Origin of the sequence: Streptosporangium lutulentum (genome assembly GCF_030811455.1) — a bacterium.
GTDB classification, from domain to species: Bacteria; Actinomycetota; Actinomycetes; order Streptosporangiales; family Streptosporangiaceae; genus Streptosporangium; species Streptosporangium lutulentum.
This window is the reverse complement of record NZ_JAUSQU010000001.1, coordinates 6829610-6848164: the sequence shown is the minus strand read 5'-3', so window position 1 is coordinate 6848164 and position 18555 is coordinate 6829610. Positions and strand designations below refer to the sequence as shown.

The 18555-nt window shown below is 64.9% G+C and carries 16 protein-coding genes and 2 pseudogenes; 11 read left to right on the top strand and 7 right to left on the bottom strand.

Annotated features, from left to right (window positions below; genetic code table 11):
* Positions 1-89 precede the first annotated feature (89 nt).
* A complete protein-coding gene (locus J2853_RS30395; RefSeq protein WP_307563919.1) occupies positions 90-1922 on the bottom strand; it encodes an IS481 family transposase in 1833 nt (610 codons plus the stop codon).
* Positions 1923-2637: 715 nt separating this feature from the next.
* Complete coding sequence (locus J2853_RS30390; protein ID WP_307563917.1) at positions 2638-3054, bottom strand: hypothetical protein; 417 nt, start codon at positions 3052-3054, stop codon at positions 2638-2640.
* A 319-nt stretch (positions 3055-3373) separates the two neighbouring features.
* Here J2853_RS30390 and J2853_RS30385 point away from each other — a divergent pair, with 319 nt between their 5' ends.
* The 5 genes from J2853_RS30385 to J2853_RS30365 all read left to right on the top strand — a co-directional run bounded on the left by J2853_RS30385 (position 3374) and on the right by J2853_RS30365 (position 6057).
* Positions 3374-4024: a uridine kinase family protein gene (locus J2853_RS30385; RefSeq protein ID WP_307563916.1), complete on the top strand. Its 651-nt coding sequence runs from the start codon at positions 3374-3376 to the stop codon at positions 4022-4024.
* Between the two features lie 69 nt (positions 4025-4093).
* Positions 4094-4228, top strand: a complete 135-nt coding sequence (locus J2853_RS30380) for a hypothetical protein (protein WP_307563914.1) — start codon at positions 4094-4096, stop codon at positions 4226-4228.
* A gap of 346 nt (positions 4229-4574) precedes the next feature.
* Positions 4575-4820 (top strand): hypothetical protein, encoded by a 246-nt coding sequence (locus J2853_RS30375; protein ID WP_307563912.1) that lies wholly within the window; start codon positions 4575-4577, stop codon positions 4818-4820.
* Positions 4817-5242: a type II toxin-antitoxin system VapC family toxin gene (locus tag J2853_RS30370; RefSeq protein WP_307563910.1), complete on the top strand. Its 426-nt coding sequence runs from the start codon at positions 4817-4819 to the stop codon at positions 5240-5242. The genes J2853_RS30375 and J2853_RS30370 overlap by 4 nt, the downstream gene beginning before the upstream one ends.
* 272 nt (positions 5243-5514) lie before the next feature.
* Complete coding sequence (locus tag J2853_RS30365) at positions 5515-6057, top strand: hypothetical protein (protein WP_307563908.1); 543 nt, start codon at positions 5515-5517, stop codon at positions 6055-6057.
* Between the two features lie 104 nt (positions 6058-6161).
* Here the strand turns inward: J2853_RS30365 and J2853_RS30360 are convergent, their stop codons facing one another.
* The gene (locus J2853_RS30360) at positions 6162-7061 is read right to left on the bottom strand and encodes an Imm10 family immunity protein (RefSeq protein WP_307563906.1); all 900 of its coding nucleotides are present in this window, start codon (positions 7059-7061) and stop codon (positions 6162-6164) included.
* 592 nt (positions 7062-7653) lie between these two features.
* On the opposite strand from J2853_RS30360, the gene J2853_RS30355 reads away from it, so the two are divergent.
* The 3 genes from J2853_RS30355 to J2853_RS30345 all read left to right on the top strand — a co-directional run bounded on the left by J2853_RS30355 (position 7654) and on the right by J2853_RS30345 (position 9581).
* Positions 7654-8244, top strand: a complete 591-nt coding sequence (locus J2853_RS30355) for a DUF6461 domain-containing protein (RefSeq protein WP_307563905.1) — start codon at positions 7654-7656, stop codon at positions 8242-8244.
* A 66-nt stretch (positions 8245-8310) separates the two neighbouring features.
* A complete protein-coding gene (locus J2853_RS30350) occupies positions 8311-8673 on the top strand; it encodes a transposase (protein ID WP_307563903.1) in 363 nt (120 codons plus the stop codon).
* Positions 8670-9581, top strand: coding sequence for an IS3 family transposase (locus tag J2853_RS30345; RefSeq protein WP_307563901.1), 912 nt, complete (start codon positions 8670-8672; stop codon positions 9579-9581). The genes J2853_RS30350 and J2853_RS30345 overlap by 4 nt, the downstream gene beginning before the upstream one ends.
* A gap of 143 nt (positions 9582-9724) precedes the next feature.
* On the opposite strand, the pseudogene J2853_RS30340 reads toward J2853_RS30345, so the two are convergent.
* From J2853_RS30340 to J2853_RS30330, 3 genes and pseudogenes are all read right to left on the bottom strand, one after another.
* A pseudogene (locus J2853_RS30340) lies at positions 9725-10710 on the bottom strand (IS5 family transposase).
* Positions 10711-11031: 321 nt separating this feature from the next.
* Positions 11032-11511: a hypothetical protein gene (locus J2853_RS30335; RefSeq protein WP_307563899.1), complete on the bottom strand. Its 480-nt coding sequence runs from the start codon at positions 11509-11511 to the stop codon at positions 11032-11034.
* Between the two features lie 6 nt (positions 11512-11517).
* On the bottom strand, positions 11518-11997 hold the full coding sequence (locus J2853_RS30330) for a hypothetical protein (RefSeq protein WP_307563897.1): 480 nt from the start codon (positions 11995-11997) through the stop codon (positions 11518-11520).
* A gap of 292 nt (positions 11998-12289) precedes the next feature.
* On the opposite strand from J2853_RS30330, the gene J2853_RS30325 reads away from it, so the two are divergent.
* On the top strand, positions 12290-12937 hold the full coding sequence (locus J2853_RS30325) for a hypothetical protein (RefSeq protein ID WP_307563895.1): 648 nt from the start codon (positions 12290-12292) through the stop codon (positions 12935-12937).
* 113 nt (positions 12938-13050) lie between these two features.
* On the opposite strand, the pseudogene J2853_RS30320 reads toward J2853_RS30325, so the two are convergent.
* Positions 13051-13539: pseudogene (locus J2853_RS30320) on the bottom strand (IS110 family transposase); the annotation flags it as partial.
* A 2118-nt stretch (positions 13540-15657) separates the two neighbouring features.
* Between J2853_RS30320 and istA the strand changes: the two are divergent.
* Positions 15658-17145: an IS21 family transposase gene (gene istA, locus J2853_RS30315; RefSeq protein ID WP_307558417.1), complete on the top strand. Its 1488-nt coding sequence runs from the start codon at positions 15658-15660 to the stop codon at positions 17143-17145.
* Positions 17142-17921, top strand: a complete 780-nt coding sequence (istB, locus tag J2853_RS30310) for an IS21-like element helper ATPase IstB (RefSeq protein ID WP_307558420.1) — start codon at positions 17142-17144, stop codon at positions 17919-17921. Before istA ends, istB begins: the two co-directional genes overlap by 4 nt.
* The last annotated feature ends 634 nt before the right edge of the window (positions 17922-18555 follow it).

The window sequence follows — 18555 nt, the reverse complement described above, 5'->3', positions numbered from 1 at the left end:
TCGTAGGGCGGCTGGCCTGGGTGTCGGCCCGGTGTCGATGTGAGGTCTCAGGACATCCTTGACGCTTTGGTTTCAGGACATGGTTGACGTCAGCTCGGCTGGGTGTTCACGCCACGGACATAGAGCCGGGTGATGGGCGTGAGGTCCTTGCGCGGCCTGACGGCGATCTCTTCCTCACCGTGCAGGATCCGGAAATGAGTGTCTTCGATGACGACGGTGACGAGCTTGCCAGCGTGACGCGACCCGAGCTTGATGGCCTGTTTCGCGACCATGATCCGGCCGCTGGCGTGGACACGCCGCTGCGCTCGGATTGACCCTGCCGGTAGCGGAGGCGGCGGCAGCGGCGCTGACGCCGCTCGCGCTCCAGCAAGGCTGGTCAGCCGGTCGGTGCTGATCGGGCAGGGCCACGTGCCGACCAGAGCGCCATCGGCGATGGCATGCATCAGGTGACCGTCCAGCCGCAGCGTGACCGAGCGTCCGGCCAGCGCGAAGGCGACCTGGCACTTGATGCCGGCGATCAGGACATGGCCATCGCGGTGGACCTTGCGATCCACCTCCACCGCCTGGCCCGCCGCCAGCACCGGCCGACCGTTGAGGCGCGGCAGTGCCGCCGTGGCGGGTTCGGCTCCGGCCGGGCGGGCACCGCGCATGGCCAGGTAGGCCAGATCCTCGGGCAGCAGCCGGGAGGCGACGGTGCGCACCAGATGCCCCTCCAACAGCAGGTGGATGCTGCGCAGATCCGCCCAGATGGTCAGGGTTCGACCGGCCAGGCCCTGGCTCACCCCGACGCGCTGTTTGCCGGGCACCAGGCTGAGTTCCCCGCTGGGCGGGACGCGGATGTCGAACTCCACCGCCGCGGCCGGTGATGGCGCAACGGGCGGCTCGGCGACCTCGATCATCATCGGCTGCGGTGCCGGCGTCGGCTCGGGGTGGGGTTCAGCAGAGGCGGCGGACAAGGCGTCGTCGCGGGTGGGTCCGTGCGGACGGAACACGCTTGCCGGGGTGGCCATGTTCAGCGCCTGGTGCGGCCGGGCGTGGTTGTAGGTGTGCACCCAGGCATCGATGGCCTCCTGGGCTGCGTCCGGTGATTCAAACGGTGCCACGTGGTCGAGCAGTTCCTGGCGCAGGGTCTTGTGGAACCGCTCGATCTTGCCGGTGGTGGTCGGCGAGCGGGGTTTGGTCAGCCGCTGCATGATGCCGTTTTCCCGGCACACCCGTTCGAACAGCACCTCGACCGGCTGCGGGCGGATGTGCTGGCCGGTGAATTGCTTACCGTTGTCGCTGAGCACCTCGAACGGAACGCCGTAGCGGCGCATCGCCGCGGTGAACGCCGCACACACCGCGCGCCCGGACGGGACCGCCACCACGGCGGCGATCACCACGAACCGGGAGTGGTCGTCGATGCCGGTGACCAGCTTGCATTCCCGGCCATCGGCCAGCGGCACCCCACCGACCAGGTCAAGCTGCCACAGCTGCATCGGCGCCTCACGCTGCCAGCGCCGCCAGGTGCGCTTGTGCTCTTGCTGCTGGGCGGTGACGAGCCCGTTCCGGGCCAGCACCCGGTGCACCGTGGCCTGGCCCGGCACCCGCTCCAGATCGCATGCGCCGAGCTCGTGTGCAATCCGCTGGGCGCCCCAGCGCGGATGCCGGCGCCGCATCTCACAGATCAGCGCCTCGATCTCGGCCGACAGCCGGGTCGGACTGGTGCGGGGCCGCCGCGAGCGGTCGGCCAGCCCGGGCATGCCTTCCTGCTGAAAGCGCTGCCGCCAGGTGTGCACCGATTGGCGTGAGGTCCCGTACCGGGCCGCAACCTCCCCGATCGGCGAACCGGCCAGCACCTCGCGCACCGCTCGATACCGGTACTCCACCAACGCCTGTTGATCCACGATCGCCACCCGTGCGGAGTTCGATCCGACCACCATTCCGGGTGAACATGGTGCCGCGCAATCGTCAAGCGTGTCCTGAGAACGACCGGTTAAGCATGTCCCGAGACCTCACATTGACACCCGGTCGTGAGTGACCGTGGTCGACCCCTCGTCATCCTGGTCAACGGCCCGCCAATGGCCCGGCGGTCGCCTCGGCTCTACCTCGTAACAGGGGATCCTCGGCACATGTCCATGATCATGAACGGTCTTCCCGACCCCCTGCCCGAGTTCTTTGATTGCGGCTGCGCGGACATCTACTACTGTCCGCGGTCCAGGGAGGTCGAATGCCCCCGGCGCAGTGGATTCGATGTCTGCTGCGACGCACTTGATCAGCACATCCTGCTCCATGCGTGACCACCAGTTCGGTACGCGGCTCCCTGACCTGCTGCGGTGCAGGTGAGAGGCGGTTTGTGAGTTCCTGTGATTCCCCCTTGTTCCCCGGCCTTACGGGCACGCGAGTGGCACGGCCTGAGATCTCCGTGCGGACGCACGCATCCCGCTCGCCGGATCTTCCCGTGCGCCTCGTCCCACCCCGGAGGGGCAACAGCCCGGAGACGGAGGATCAAGGTCGTCTTCGCGTGTACGTCAACCGGTAGACGTTCTTCGGCCATGGGATGCCAACGGTCACAGACGGCCTTGATCCGGAGGAGTCGAGATGTTGGGCTCGCCTGGGACGTGGCAGACGGGAAGATCCGGGTTCCACCCCAGCCACCTACGAGCCGGGTTCCTGCTCCTGGCGATCATCCCGGAGCCGAGCGCCCCCGCCGGAGGCAGGTTCTGTTTCGGGCCGCTTTTCGAGTATCGCGCATACGAGTGCGCCGATCATCAGGCCTATCCCTGCCTTGACCTGGATGTCAAGTACGTCATGGACTCCTCCGTGAACGACCGAGAAATAGGTGACTCGGATGAGAACCATGGAGCCGAGGACGAAAAAGGAAGTCCGAAGGGCGCGGGCCGCGAAAGGTCTGGGCACGTCTGCGCGACGATTCCGCAGGTAGTAGCTGCCGAAGATAAGTAGCAAAGCGATCAGAGTCGTCAAGAGAAAGAAACTGGCGTGTCCGAGTGCGTATGCGAAGGCGGGTTCAGACACAGATCGCACAAAGTTATTAATGGGATCAAAGGGGTCCATGACAGAAGCGTAGGGAAAATAGATCATCCCACGGTGAACAATCTAGTAGTGGAATCCGGTATGTCCACCGGGTGGTCGGCATGACGGTGACAGAGTTCCTGTTGGACCGGTTCTCAGGCGATTTTGTTGGCGGGGAACTGTCCGATACGACTCCGCTCGAATGCCAGTGCTGGGGATAGGACGCACACCGTCGCGCCGGTGGGTGGACTGCCGTCTGAACGCCGTTAACGGTTTGCCGATAACGTCGATATGGTCAGGTGACCGGCGGTCCATCCGGGCAGGCCGGACCCGTGGCCTCACCACTGGAGACAGGGTGTCGATGCGTCTACATCCAGGCGAGACCGAGGCCGCTGGCTGGCGGGTGATGACCGTGCTCGACGCCGTCCGGCAACTGCGCGATGCATCACCCGACGTCACCGGACGTCCGCGGATTATCGCGATCGACGGCCGGGGCGGCGCCGGCAAGACGACCCTGGCCGAACGGCTACGCAAGGTGGTGCCCAACTCCGCCATCGTGCACACCGACGACATCGCCTGGAACCACGCCTACTTCGACTGGGGCGCCGTGCTCATCGAGAACATCCTGCAACCCCTGCATCGGGGTACGGCGGTGGACTTCCGCCCTGATGCCTGGATCGCCCACGACCGGCCCGGATCGATCACCCTCCCCGCCGGCGCCGACTTCATCTGGGTCGAGGGCACCGGCATCATCCGTGAGGAGCTTGCCCCGTGGTTGGACGCCTCGGTGTGGATGCAGGGTGACCTCGATGAGCAAGAACGCTTGTTGGTCGTCCGCGACGGTGACTCTCTCGAGCAGTTGGAGCACGTGGCGAACTGGCTGCTGGAGGAACTGCCGTTCATCTTGCGAGAACAGCCATGGGCCCGAGCCACCATGACCGTCGCCGGCCCTCCGCAGATCGACCACGACCCGGACACCGAGTTGGTCGTCGCCCCGCCGACCAGCCTTTAGGCCGGCCGACCCACCTCGCAGCTCAAGGAACTGACGGCGCGGATGGGCCACTCCAGTACCAAGGCCGCGATGATCTATCTGCACACCGTCAAGGATCGGGACCGGGCCATCACTGACGCACTGGGGGAGATCATCAGGAAAGGGCTCAAGTCCAAGGAAGGCGACGGCGATGATCTGCCTCTTGTCGAAGTCAAGATCAACTGATCTGGCACGCGAGTGAGAATCGGCTCCGAAAACAACGAAGGCTCTGGTCCGGATTCGCATCCTGACCTGGGCCTTGAAGATTGGATCGGGTGACGGGAACCGAACTCGCGCTGTCAGCTTGGGAATCATCTCCTGGTCTTGGTGTCCTGAGCTGGGAAAGTGGGAGTGCAGGTCAGGGCGGGTCGAGTGACCGTGGTTCCCTGCCTGTTCTGGCACGCATCTGGCACGAAATCTCGATGTCGAGAGATTTTCTGACACTTCAAAGGACGGTGAACCGTTCGGCTCGTGGCCGTTGGCGTGCACGTGCTGCTGCCGCAAGCGGAACCGCTTGCGTAGACTCGTGTCCATGACCGCTGGACATGCGCATGAGGAGCTTCACCACCTGGTGGACCGGCTTTCGCCGAACCAGGCGCGTCGTCTGCTGAGCCTGGTGAAGACGGATCCGGAACTGGCCGAGGCCACGGACGAGCAGCCGGATGAGCCCGTTCGGCGTCGTCGGTTGTCGATTGCTGGGATCGGCGCATCTGGGGAGGGCGATCTGTCGGAACGGGTCGAAGATCTGCTGGCGGAGCGGTTCAATCAGTCAGTGTGAACGCCACGCTCTTGGACACCGGGCCTTTGGTCGCCGTCGTTGATCGAGATGACAAGCACCACGCCTCATGTCTGCGCCTTCTGGAGGAGTTGGAGGGGCCGCTGCTGCTGCCTTCGACGGTCCTTATCGAAGCTGGTTGGATCATCAACAGGCATATGGGCTCCTCAGTGCACGCGCGGTTCCTTGATCAAGTGATTGAAGAGTTCGAGTTGGTCGATCTGCTTCCTGCCGATGTGCGGCGCATGGCCGAACTCGTCCGGCTCTACAAGGATGCTCGACTCGACCCCGCTGACATGTCCGTGGTCGCCATCGCGGAACGTCTCGGTGTTACCCAGATCGCCACGATCGATCGCCGTGACTTCACCCTGATTCGGCCTCGGCATGTGTCGGCGTTCACATTGCTACCCGAAGTGCTCGTCTGAGTGGATTTAAAGCTTGGAGCGGGTGACTGGAATCGAACCCGCGCTGTCAGCTTGGGGATCATCTACTGACCTTGCTGCCCTGAGCTGGGAAAACAGAGGTGTAGGTCAGGGCAGGTCGAGTCCCCGTGAGTTCCCCTGGTTGGCCGTGGTTCCCCGCCTGTCCTGGCACGGATCTGGCACGGAAGCCGCTCGATATCCATCGCTCGCGGGCAGCCCGCTTGCGCTGCCCCGACAGCCGAAATTGTCGCTGACGGACTCCATGCTTCCCGCCCATGAGCAGAGATGAGACCCCTGTCGTGCACATCAAGCGGATGGAGGTGAAGGTGGAGGACTGCGGTTCGGTCTATCTCCTGGACCGGGAGGACTATGGGGCCGGCGTTGGGTTAGATGACTCCCCGACTCACTCCATCGGGCTCATCGAAGTGGAGGGGAGAGGCATCGCCTGCCTGCATATCGCCGCTCAGTGTGGGGTGGTGGACTTCACGGTGGCTGTCGCCGATCAGGACCCGGGCGCCCACTTTGACGGCTACGAAGACATCGTGGAGATCAGTTTTGAGTCCTCGTCGGGCGAGCTCCTCCTGGATGGATGGCAAATGGATTGGGACGATGAAAAGGCGCACAGCCTTCCTCCGTTGCCTGCTGGTCCCGGAACATACCGCTTGCGGTATCACACCCAAGGGGATATGGAGAGCTGGCCCATAGATGGCTACTACCTTCAGATATGGCCCGCGCCGCAGCATGATCCCGCCGTGCTGAAAACTACGAGTCAATTCCTCCAGTACTTGCTGAACCCCAAAGCTTGGAAATCGCAATGATCACGGACTTTGGGCCCCTGGCCAACGACAACCTCGGGCCAGCCGTGAGTGCCCGTGGTTGACTCCTCGTCACCCTGGTCAATGGCCCGCTAATGGCCCGGCGATCAGAGGTGCATGCCGTGGGGGTGCTGGTCGTGACGGCCAGACAGCAAGATCTCTCGTAAGCCGTTTCGGAGGAGCTCGACGCCGTTGTCATCGATCTGGAGATCGATCCGGACGACCGGCTCCACGTTCAGTTCCTTCGCGGCGTCCTCGGTGAAGTGGAGTGTCAGCCGGCCGGAGGCGATCTCGCAGTGAGTCACGCCGCCATAGGTGGTGCCCGCCTGGTCCTCTCGGACGACGCAGTAGGTGTCCATGCCCAGCCCGATCTCCTGCTCGTCCGGTTCCTCAGCGGACATCATGAAGATCAAGGCATTCCCGGTGCCGTCCTCATGCTCGGCCATTCCGAAAACGGTCGTCTCCGAGTCATCGTCTCGACCGACAGTTCGCACGACCATGGTTCCCAGAGGAGGCCAGGCAGAGCCGGGTACCTCGTCTGCCAGCGAGGTGGGGGCGGAGCCGCCTTCTGACAGGGGCACACCTTCGGGCCAAGCCGCGGTCATCCATTGCGGTATGAGAGCCGGCTTGCGCGGAAACATGGTCAGTTCCTCCACGTAGGCCGAAGCGGGCACCTCGATGTCCGGGGCGAAGGGCGACTCAGCGACGAAGGTGTGCAGCATGGAGTTGTAGGACTTCCCGCGCGGGCTGTAATCGAGTCGGCAGACGAACCACGTCCCCTCGCTCGGCTTGTACTGGGCCACCTTCAACCGGTGGAAAAGGTCGTCGAGGTCCTCGACATGTCGAATCTGCTGGGAACCGTCCGCCATCTGATAAGTGATCACGGTTGTGCTGAAGGTGCCGAGCTGGCAGCGATGGACATCGACCCATTGCCAGCCGTCTGGGGCGCCGGCCTTCACGGCCCACCCGATCTCGATGCAGAGTTCGTGTGTGAGGTCGGATGACATACTCACCGTGCCTTTTCCATCGGGCGAACGAGAACAGGAGCTTATTGGGCGTCTTTCTGGGTGGCTACGTCCGATCAGGGATGCGCTCAAGCGCATGCTTCGCCCGTCTGCCTCGTCCCACCCCGGAGGGGCAACAGCCCGAAGACGGAGGATCAAGGCCGTCTTCGCGTGTACCTCAACCGGTAGACGTTCCTCGACCATCGGATGCCAACGGTCACAGACGACCTTGATCCGGAGGAGTCGAGATGTTGGGCTCGCCTGGGACATGGCAGACGGGAAGGTCCGGCCCCACCCCAGCCCACCACGGCTCTGCGGTCGGCAGTCGCGATCATCCCGGAGCGGAGTCCCCGCCGGAGGCGTCAGCTTCGGAAGAGGCGGATAAGCGCGATAGCCATTACAACGGGGATGACGACTGCCGGGGCGGGTCGAGTCCCCGTGAGTGACCGTGGTTCCCCGCCTGTTCTGGCACGGATCTGGAACGCGATCATGGACGTGACCTTTTCCTTATCGGCACCTGTGACCGATCGACGATCGGTCAAGAGAGACCGATTCCTCAGCAGGTTGTGTCGGTGGGCTCTGCCATGATCGCTGCATGATCACGCCCCCTGGTGACTATGCCTGGTTCGCCGACTCCGATCTCGCGGAGGCTTACAGCTTCATCTTCGTCCGGGGGCTCACACCCGAGCAGCTCATAGCCCGGATGGGTGGTCGAGCAGAAGACTTCTCCTGGATGACGCTCTATGAGTCGGGCGACGCCGGCGCCCGCTACGACTACAAGACCGAGTTCGTCGCGGTGACGACCGTCGGTGACTGGGCGTTCGTCGCGCAGTACAACAGTTGGCTCGGCGCCAACGACGAATTCATCGTGCCGCTGTCGGCGGGCACCCGCCTGGTCTCCCTCTACCACCTCGACATTAAGGGCCTGGAGGAGTTCCGCTGGGTGGAGGACGGGGAGACCCGGTTCGCTTTCTGGGCCCAGGACGGCTTCTCCGAGGTTCCCGACGAACTCGTGGAGACCATGGAGCAGCTCGATCGCGACTACGGGGAGCACAAGTGGGAGCTCTACCGGGGGCCAGGGCTCATCCTGATCGAGAGCCTCACCGGGATCAAGCTCACCCCCCAGATCCTGGAGGGGTCCGCTTACCTATCCGGAGTCATCTCCAAGCCGCCGACCACCACGTGAGCGTTCCCATCGGGACTGGGCTTCCCCTCATAGCGTGGAGACCCGAACCTGAGAGAAGGTTGGGTCGTGGCAAGCAAAAGGCGCCGATTTGATCCGGAGTTTCGGGCGGGCGCGGTGCGCATCGTCAAGGAGACCGGCAAGCCCGTCGCGCAGGTCGCGCGGGACCTGGGAATCAACCCCTACACGCTGAACAACTGGATGCACATGGACCGGCTCGCCGCCCAGCACGGCAGCGGCGACCAGACCACGGCGCCGGCGGAGTCCGAGCAGGAAGAACTGGCCCGGCTACGGCGAGAAAAGACCGAGCTGACGCGTGAACTCGCTCAGGAGAAGGCGGCCTGGGAGAAGGAACGCGCCGAACTGGAAGACGAGCGTGATGTCCTCAAGCGCTCGGTGGTCTTGTGGGTCAAAGAGGCGATGGGCCGGTGAGCGTGGCGGCCTTCATCCGCTCCCAGAAGACCGAGCACGGCATCAGCCACGTCACCTCCTGCCGGGCGCTGGGGGTCTCGCCGTCCTGGTTCTACAAGTGGAAGGACCGCGCCCCGACGCCGCGACAGCAACGGCGCGCCGATCTGGACGAAGCGATCGCAGAGCATTTCACCGCCTCCGGTGGCACCTACGGCTCGCCGCGCATCGCTCGTGACCTGCGCGAGGAGGGGTGGAGGATCTCGGTCAACACGGTCGCGGCGCGGATGGCCGAGCTCGGCCTGGTCGCCCGGGTGCGCCGCAGGCCACGTTCGCCGACCCGTCAGGGCCGGCGGCCGGCCGCGCCGGACCTGATGCACCGCCAATTCACCTCGGTCGCACCCGATGTCCTGTGGTGCGGCGACGTCACCGAGATCATCACCGATGAGGGCAAGCTGTATCTCGCCACGGTCGAAGACCTGTTCTCCCGGCGGCTGCTGGGCTATGCGATGAGCGAGCACCATGATGCCGCACTGACGGTCGCGTCCTTACAGATGGCGGTCGCGACACGGGGCGGCGGAGTGGACGGAGTGATCTTCCATTCGGATCGCGGGTCGGAATACACCGCGGCGGCCTACCAGGCGGCCTGCCACCGCAGCGGGGTGGTGCAGTCGATGGGCCGGGTCGGCTGCGCACTGGATAACGCCGCCGCTGAGGCGTTCAACAGCACGGTGAAGGTCGAGTTCGTGTACCGGCACCGGTTCCGGACCAGGGCCGAGGCCCGGTTGAGGGTCGCGACCTGGATCGCGGATTTCTATAACACGCGCAGGCGGCACAGCGCCAACGATGGGCTGCCGCCCATCACCTTCGAGCGTCAGATGATGGAGAAAAGGCAAGCGTCATTGGCCCTGGTGAGGGCTGCTGTGGCATAGGACCGTCTCCACGCTTTGAGGGGATTGACAGGACTGGTAAGTACGGCGGCGCAGTGCGCCGCCGCTTGAGAAGCGGGACGACGATGAGAACGGCTCAGCCGGGGTGCTCGCCTCCGTGGGCTAGGGCCTGTGTGATGTTGTGATCAATCGGTCGTCGGCAGGAGGTCGTCGATCCAGATCATCGCAGCGCGGAGGTGAAGGCCGGCGAGATAACTCCCGGGCGTCTTGTCATAACGGGTGGCAATACCCCGCCAGGCCTTCAGCTTGTTGATCAGGCGCTCGACAGTGTTCCGCTCCTTATAAAGATCAGCGTCGTGGCTGACGGGCCGCCCGCCCCTGCCGCCCTTCTTCTTTCGGTTGGCGGCCTGGTCCTTCTTCTCCGGGATGACCGCCTTGATGCCGCGTCTGCGCAGGTAGGCGCGATTGGCGCGAGAGGAGTAGGCCTTATCGCCGGCGACCGCATCGGGCCGGGTACGGGGACGACCGACGGGCAGGCGGACCCGCACCTTCTTGAGCACGGCAATGAACTGCGGGCTGTCGGCGGCCTGTCCCGCGGTCAAGACGATCGACAGCGGGCGACACTTCCGGTCAGCGGCGAGGTGGACCTTGCTGGTCTGTCCGCCCCTCGATCGTCCGAGCAGGGCAGCTTTCAACCGAAGTTTGCGCCGGCGCCGAATGCGTCGTCGCTCTTCCCGCTCGGGGTCGTTTCCCTCCTCCTGTCCGCCCCCTTTTCCCGGGCCTGCTCTTGCTCTCGCGCGGCTTCCTCCAGGGCGTCCAGGACCTCCTTGTCGATGTGCATCCCGGCGGCGTCGTGGTGGGCGCGGGCTATCGTGGAGTCCACGCTGACCAGGGACAAGTCCGTCTCTTCCTGGCGGGCGGCCTCGGCGATCAGGCCTTCCAGCAGGGCGGTGAAGACGTCGGCGTCTCGCCAGATTCGGAAGCGGCCGTAGACAGTCGGCCAGGGACCGAATTCGGGAGGCATCTCCCGCCACTGGGCACCGGACCGGAACCGCCAGATCACCCCTTCGAACTGGTCGCGCAGCCTCTCGGGGTATGGGCCGAAGCGGCCGATCGGCAGATAGTGCTTGATGAATTTCCACTGCTCGTCGGTGAGTTGCCTACGCGTCACGCCCAGTGTTCTACCGGATCCCGCCCCGGGACGGGAGCGGAACCCGAAGATTGATCACAACATCACACAGGCCCTAATTGCACGTTAATTGCACGGAAGATCGAGAACGCCCTGGAAGCAATCAAGGCCCGGGTCCGGAAACCATCCGTGACCTGGGCCTTAAAGATTGGAGCGGGTGATGGGAATCGAACCCGCGCTGTCAGCTTGGGAATCGTATGGATCATGCCTTGTTGGGCGGCTGACCTGGGCTTCGGGCCGGTCGTGAGTGGCCGTGGTTGACCCCTCGTTACCGGGGTTAATGGTACGCTAATGGCACGACGATCAGGGTAGACGCGGCCAGAGTTCCAACCATTGATCAACCTGTGTTCTCAGTGGTTCAGCGGTCACACGGTCGGCGATCGTCCTCATCGATCCGAGCAGGTTCTTGCAGGTGCGCAGAGCCAGGATCTCGATTCGGGGTCGGGTGGTCCAATCTGTGCTCCATGCTTGGGCTCGCTGTAGGGACAGCGGCAATGCGGCCAGCACGTCCGCGCCCAGCGCATCGGGATCCCATAGGGGATCTCCGTCCGGCGGTAGCTCTTCGATCAGCAAGCCGCGGAGGTTGAACCGCACGGCGTCTGCATTCCGCTTGGGGTAGCCGGCCTTCTCCGCGCCGTCCAGTGCGAAGAAGACCATGCGGGCGAACACCCGTCGGCCCTCACCTTGCTCGGGGAGTTGAGCATGGAGTTGGTTGAGCTGATAGGCGGCTATCCACTGGTTGCGTACGTCGCCAGCCTCGGCCGAGCCGTCTCCGTCTGCCATCTTCACTCAGCTTCGGCCGACCGAGTCGACGCGAGCGCGTTCGTAGCTGCGCTCATTCAGACGGTCTCTCAGACACTCTCGGTGGGCAACGATGGCATGGCTACCGGGGCCTTCGGCGCTCCTGACGTCCATGACCACACCATCGCCTCCCGGGCTCAAGATTGTGGGTTTGTCGCAGAAGTCGCACGGCCATTGAAAGCTGTCCAGGTCCCGGGCGCGGATGGTCAATCGCACCCATGCCGGTGGATGCCAGCGGCGGATCTGCTGCACCACGGCGTCAATCTCCGACCCGACCGCGGGATACTCCTCTAACCCAGCGCGGCTTTTGCCAGAAGGACTGTCGATCGCTGCGCCGTCGATCGATGCTCCGATGTCCTCATGTCCGATGATCGTCACGCTGACGCCCCAGGGGTGCTGATGAGTCACATGAACTCGGACGCGCTGACCAGGGACGAGGTCAGCTCCTGCGGCGTCGAATCGTTGCACGGGTTCATTGTCCCGCGCGCCCGCGCAAGCTTCGCCCGGCTGATCATCCCGTCTGTCGTCGACCCGCCCGAAGGGGAAGCGGGCCACGAGCCAGGGCGCCAGGTGGAGCGCCCCACTGGACGAACGACCTGGCGCCCTGACTTGGGGTCTGCTCGGCTTGTCCCGGGTTGATGGCAGACGGGATGATCAGGTCCCCTACCCCAGCCACCGACAGGCCGGCAGTAATGGGCGTGCCCTCAGCGGTCATCCCGGAGTCGGAGCGCCCCCGCCGGAGGCGTTGTAACGTCGCCGAATGGATCTCTACCTCGCCGATGTTCCTCAAGGGCTCACTCGTAGGGCACGCAGCTTTGTCCAGGTTCATGGCCTGCGGGTGGACTCTTTAAAGATTGATCAATACCGGGACGGTTGGCTTGCGTTGGGTATTCCGGCACGTGAGGTCGATCGGGTCGCGGAGTATTCGGCTCGCTGGGGTGGGGTTGTGCTTCCTCCGGCTCCGCATTACGACGGTGGCCCCAGGATCCTGTGTCCGGATACACCGGAAGGTTCACCGGCTGAAGGTTGGTGGTTCGAGGCCGGTATGCAGCGGACGGCGGTTCCCTATTCCTTCATGATCGGTCCTGGTGGTGAGTTCGGTGTTCATGGTGATCGTTGGGTGCCACTGCACGCGACGGTCGAGGGCTGGGTGGAATCGGTGGCCCTGGCCTATCACGCGGCCATGTACGCCAAGAAGGTCGTGAAGGTTGTGGCAGATGAGGTCGAAGCGATCCGGCTCGAAGGTCATGAGCCTGTGCAAGAGGTGGCCGGGCTGGCGGATACCTGGTGGAGGGGACCGGATTCGCTTGTGGCGGTCTACAGAGGAGAGGCGGAGTGTCTGTCTGCTCCTGTGTGCCGGACCGCGTTCGTCTATACGGGCCTGGACCGCTGGGGTCTGCATGGTTGAGGTTCGCCGTGGTGGTGAGCGGACGTAATCTGCCTTGGGTGGCGGTGCGGCCCGGGTACGGCGGGTTGGTTGAGTGCGGCGGGGCCGGCGGTCGGTGGGCGGCCAGAGCCGCGGGGGAAGTACTCGCGCAACGCATGGCGTAGCCGCTGCACGTGACGGGTGCGCTCCCAGACCAGCGTCTTATGCGCCCGGGCCACTACCTTGATCGCCTCACCCTGAGGAGTATCACCGGCAATCACCCGATGCTGATGCCGATCGGTTCGCACCATGTCGGCCAGGGTGCGCGCGTCCGCGGCATCGCTCTTGGCCCCCGACACGCTGTGCCGCTCGCGGTAACGTGCCACCGACAACGGATTCACCGCATACACCTGGTAGCCCGCCGCAATCAACGCCTGCACCCACGGACCCCGATCGGTCTCAATGCCGATCACCACCTGATCGGCTGCGGCGTCCTCGGTCACATGCCGGCCGATCAGCTCATGCAGTTTCGCGATCCCGGCAACGCCCTCCTCCATCCGCGCCTTGCCCAGCCGTCGTCCCGTCTCATCTTGCAGCTCGACGTCATGGTGTTCCTCGGCCCAGTCATCCCCAACGAACAGCACCTCAGTTCCTCCCAGCCATTGACGGCACCCTCGTTCAGCAGCTCGCGGGAGAACTATCAGCAACCTAATGATCTAGTGCTCAAGGCCGACTGCCTGGCACGACATCCCATCAGCGATCAACTCTCCCGACCACCGACAGGGGCACGATCTGGGGGTAGAACTCCCCGAAAGGGTTCCGGCCGCACGAGTGCTCACCTGCCGACGGCTACCGTTACCGAGTCTGCCCGAAACTCGAAGCTGACCCGGTAGCTCTCATTAGGCCGCACGCCCGGACGGCGGGCGGGCGGAGGGCCGGGGTGCGGCGGCACGCCGCGCCGCCGTCTTGACCACGCGGGCCGCGCTGATCTATCTGCACACCGAGAACGGGCGGGACCAGATGATCGCCGATGGCATGGGCAGACTGGCCGACGAAGCGCTGAGAAAGGCCCAAGATCAAGAGGGATCGGGCACGTAACGGGCACGGAAGATCGAAGTGAGCCCCGAAAAGAATAAGGCCCGGGTTCGGAAGTTATCCGTGACCTGGGCCTTTTCGTTTGGAGCGGGTGACGGGAATCGAACCCGCGCTGTCAGCTTGGGAAGTACATCGATCACGCCTCGTAGGGCGGCTGGCCTGGGTGCCGGGCCGGTCGTGAGTGACCGTGGTTGACCCCTCGTCACCCTGGCTAATGGCCCGCTAATGGCCCGGGTACCGCCCATGGGTTGGGCTTGCTGTGAGCTGTCCGCGGTCTTCTACTCCTCGATCGTCCACCCTTGGCCCATGTTCCGGAGCAGTCGGCGAACCAGACCCCGCGCGTTCGTGTCCTGCTCCTCGATCGCACATAGGGTGCCGGCTGCTCGCTCGACCCGCTGGATGATGGTGGGAACAACCTCAACTTGTTGCCCGTCCTGATCTATGTACGACTCGAAGCCTGGTTCGGGTTGGAAGCATCCCCACCAATCCAATAGGATGCATAAAGCAACGTTTCTCGGTGGGCCAGGACACGTGGCGATGATGTGCAGCAATACGTCCGTGCCGGCAACAGCGGCCGGGTAGAGCGTCCCAGAGTGATCATTTCCCAGGGTTGAGCGAACACCACCTCCCTGATCCCCGTCAGCTTGTGTGGTCCGCATCAAGATCTTAAAGACGTCCACCACGTTGCAAGACTGGTACCACTCGGGGCCAGGAATCGCAGCCCAGTCCACAGATTCAGGGTCCATGGCGGCTAGCGTACGGAGTCATACGGTAGCTCTGTGTGGAGCGGGTGACGGGAATCGAACCCGCGCTGTCAGCTTGGGAAGTCTCTAACGCACTTGGCCCCTGAGCTGGCGAAGTGCTGACCTGCGGGGGAGAGGGCCGAGTACCCGTGAGTCCCCGTGATTCCCCCTTGCTCACCCTCCTGACGGGCACGCAGCGGGCACGGCCTGAGAACCCCGTGCGGACGCACACACCTCGCCCGCTGGATCTTCCCGTCGCCGTCGTCCCACCCTCTGGGGAGCGGGCCGGGGCCAGGGCGCCAAGGTGGAGCGCCCCACCGGACGAACGACCTTGGCGCCCTGGTTCCGGTCTGCTCGGCTTGCCCTGGGACGGCGGCGACGGGAAGAGCCGGCTCGCAGCCACCTACAGACCTAGCTCTTGCTCCTGGCGATCATCCCGGAGTCGGAGTGCCCCCGCCGGAGGCTGCTCTCTTCGGAGGTAATCAATAAGAGTGAAGATGGCCGCTGTGATCACCAGTCCTCCTCCAACCTTGCTCCCTGCATCAGCAAACTGGGCGCCAGCGGCGCCATGTTCCAGGAGGGCCCAGCCAGCACGCAGCAGAGTCCAAGACCCGATGATCAGGAATGTTGTGCTAGCGGTTCTCAGGGCGGTGGGCCATGACCCTGTACGTGAACGATGCCGAAGCGTGAGCAGTAGAGGTATCGCAAGTGCGAACAGTAGCCAGATGTATGAAAACAGTTTCTCTATGTCCCTGTCCGTGGCCATGTAAAAGTCCCCACAGGTGGCCAGTTCGAGGTCACCACTGATGGCCGATTTAGGTCCCCGCTTCTCGTTCGCGTGTCGTCGGGAGGTGTGTGCCCTGAGCGGTGATCGTGACGGTGTCAGCCAGTCACGAGATCACCGCTCAGGGGGTCTGTTCGGCCATGAAATCTTCGGGGGAAGTCATGGACATCATCGCCGCCTACCGCGAGGTAGGCACCTATCGCGGGGCCGCGCAGATATGCGGCACCACGCACAAGACCGTCAGACGCATCATCGAGCGCTCCCTGACCGGCAACAAGCCGACCTGCCGCAAACGCCGTGAACACAACTTCGACGCGGTCACCGAACTGGTAGCCGGCAAGGTGCAGGCCACCGCGGGGAAGATCTCGGCCAAGCGGCTGCTGCCGCTGGCCCAGGCCGCCGGGTATACCGGATCGGCGCGTAACCTGCGGCGTCTGGTCGCATCAGCGAAGAAGACCTGGCGGCGCGATCACCATCGCGGGCGGCGTCCGGCGATCTGGACGCCGGGCGAGATGCTGGTCATCGACTGGGGGGACGCCGGCGGTGGGTTGCACGTGTTCTGCGCGGTGCTGGCCTGGTCCAGGATCCGGTTCGTGCGCTTCGCCGACAACCAGCGGGCCGCCACCACCCTGGCCATGCTGGCTGAATGCTTCGAAGAACTCGGCGGGGTGCCCAAAGCGGTGCTGGCCGATCGGATGGGCTGCCTGAAGGGCGGCGTGGTCGCCAACAAGGTCATCCCGACCGCCGATTACGTCCGCTTGGCGACGCACTACGCCTTTCGGCCGGACTGGTGCGAGGCCGCTGATCCCGAATCGAAGGGGATCGTGGAGAACCTGGTCGGCTATGCCAAGCGTGACCTGATTGCACCGCACGCCCCGTTCGATGATCTGACGGCGGCCAACGTCGCGGCGCGGCAGTGGTGCGCCGAGGTCAACGCGGTGCCGCACTCGGAGATCTGCGCGATCCCGGTCGAGCGACTGGCCGCTGAGCGCGAGTTGCTGAGCGCGCTGCCGTCGCTGCGGCCCGCGATCGGCAAGGCGCCGGCCACCCGCAAGGTCGACAAACTCTCATGCGTGCGCTTCGGCTCGGCCCGCTACTCGGTGCCGACCCGGCTGATCGGCGCCGCCGTCGCCGTCGTGGAGGCCGACGGGCGGCTGCTGGTCTCGGACCTGGCCACCGGTGAGATCGTCGCCGAGCACGTCCCGGTCGCTCCCGGCGAGGCAGCGGTCACCGACGCACACTACGGCGGTCCCCGGCCCGCACCACGCCGCCCCGCCCGGCCCAGGACCGAGGCGGAGAAGACCTTCCTGGGACTCGGCCCGGTCGCGGAGGCGTTCTTGGCAGCCTCGGCCGCCTCCGGCAACACCCGCCTGGCCGCTGACTTGGAGGAGCTGGCCGCACTGCGTGCCGCGCACGGCGAAGCGGCCCTGCTGTCGGCGCTGGAGCGCGCAGTCGCTTTTCGCCGCTGGCGGGCCGAGGACGTGCGCTCGATCTTGGCCGCTGGAGCCGGAACCGCGCAGCCCTGCCCGGCCGGAGAGGCCCTCGTTTTGGAGCTGCCGCAGGTGCCGACCCGGCCGCTGTCGGCCTATACCCTCGACAAGCTCAACCAGATCGGGCAGGTGTCATGACCGCGCCCGCTCTTCCGCCACTGGCCGCCGACCTCGATGGCGGGCTGCGCCGTCTGAAGCTGTCAACGATCCGGGCTCTGGCACCGGAGCTGCTCCTCACTGCCCGCACGCAACGGTGGAACCCCGAGGAGTTCCTGCGCACGCTCATCGATGCCGAGCTGGCTGCTCGGGATGCCTCCAACGCCCGAATGAGGATGAAGGCCGCCGCGTTCCCGGTCATCAAGACGATCGAGGAGTTCGACGTCGCCGCCTCCTCGATCCCCCGGGCAACGTTCGACTACCTGGCCTCGCTGGAGTGGGTTCGAGCGGCGGAGAACTACTGCGCGGTCGGGCCGGCCGGCACCGGCAAGTCCCACAGCCTCATCGCGTTCGGCGTCGCCGCTATCCAGGCCGGTTACAAGGTCCGTTATTTCACCGCCGCCGAGCTGGTCGAGACGCTCTATCGGGGTCTGGCCGACAACTCCGTCGGCCGCGTGATCGAGAATCTACTGCGCGCCGATCTGGTCGTCATCGACGAGGTGGGATTCGCTCCGCTGGACGATACCGGCACCCAGTTACTGTTTCGGTTCGTCGCCGCCGCCTATGAGCGCCGCGCGCTCGGGATCGGCTCGCACTGGCCTTTCGATCAGTGGGGGCGTTTCCTGCCCGAGCACACCACCGCGGTCAGCCTGCTGGATCGGCTCCTACACCACAGCATCGTCGTGGTCACCGAGGGCGAGTCCTTCCGCATGCGACAGGCCCGCATCCGAGGCCCAGGACGACCCACCATGAAGTAGTCAACTACGAAGAGCTGGGGACTTTTTCTTGGCCACCAGCGGCGACACGCACCTGGCCATTGACAGTCCCAGTAGACGACCATAACGGGTGATCGTAGGGTAAGGCGTTACTCGCGGGATAGCTTGTGCATATCCACAAGAATGGAAGGGCCTGTTCCGATCCGGAGGTGCCGGGGTCATGCGGCTGTTAGGTCAATGGCCCGAGTCTCCTTGCGGGCCGCGGTGGTGTGGCCCCGGTGCGGCGGGTTGGTTGGGTGCGGCGCGCGGGCGGTGCGGCGGGCGGCCCGATTTCCGCCGCCGTTCGGGACCGGCGCCCACGCCGCATGCCCGGACGGCGGGCGGGTGGAGGGCCGTGCGGCGGCGCGCCGCGCCGCCGCCTTGATACCTACAAGAACAATTCGGCAATGGTCTAAGGGCACTCACATTAGGAGAGCGCGGGCGGGGCTGGCTGCCCATATGAACTGAACTACTGAAACGCGGTGATGGCTCATCCGGGCAGCTTGATCATTTCGATTATCTCGCGAATATCCCATGTAGCCCATCAGCTGTGGTCACCACGTCATCCGATGGCAGGCCACCCGGGGCGCAGGGTCGGCCAAGGCTCGAGCACTGGAAGCGGCGAGGCAGCCAACCA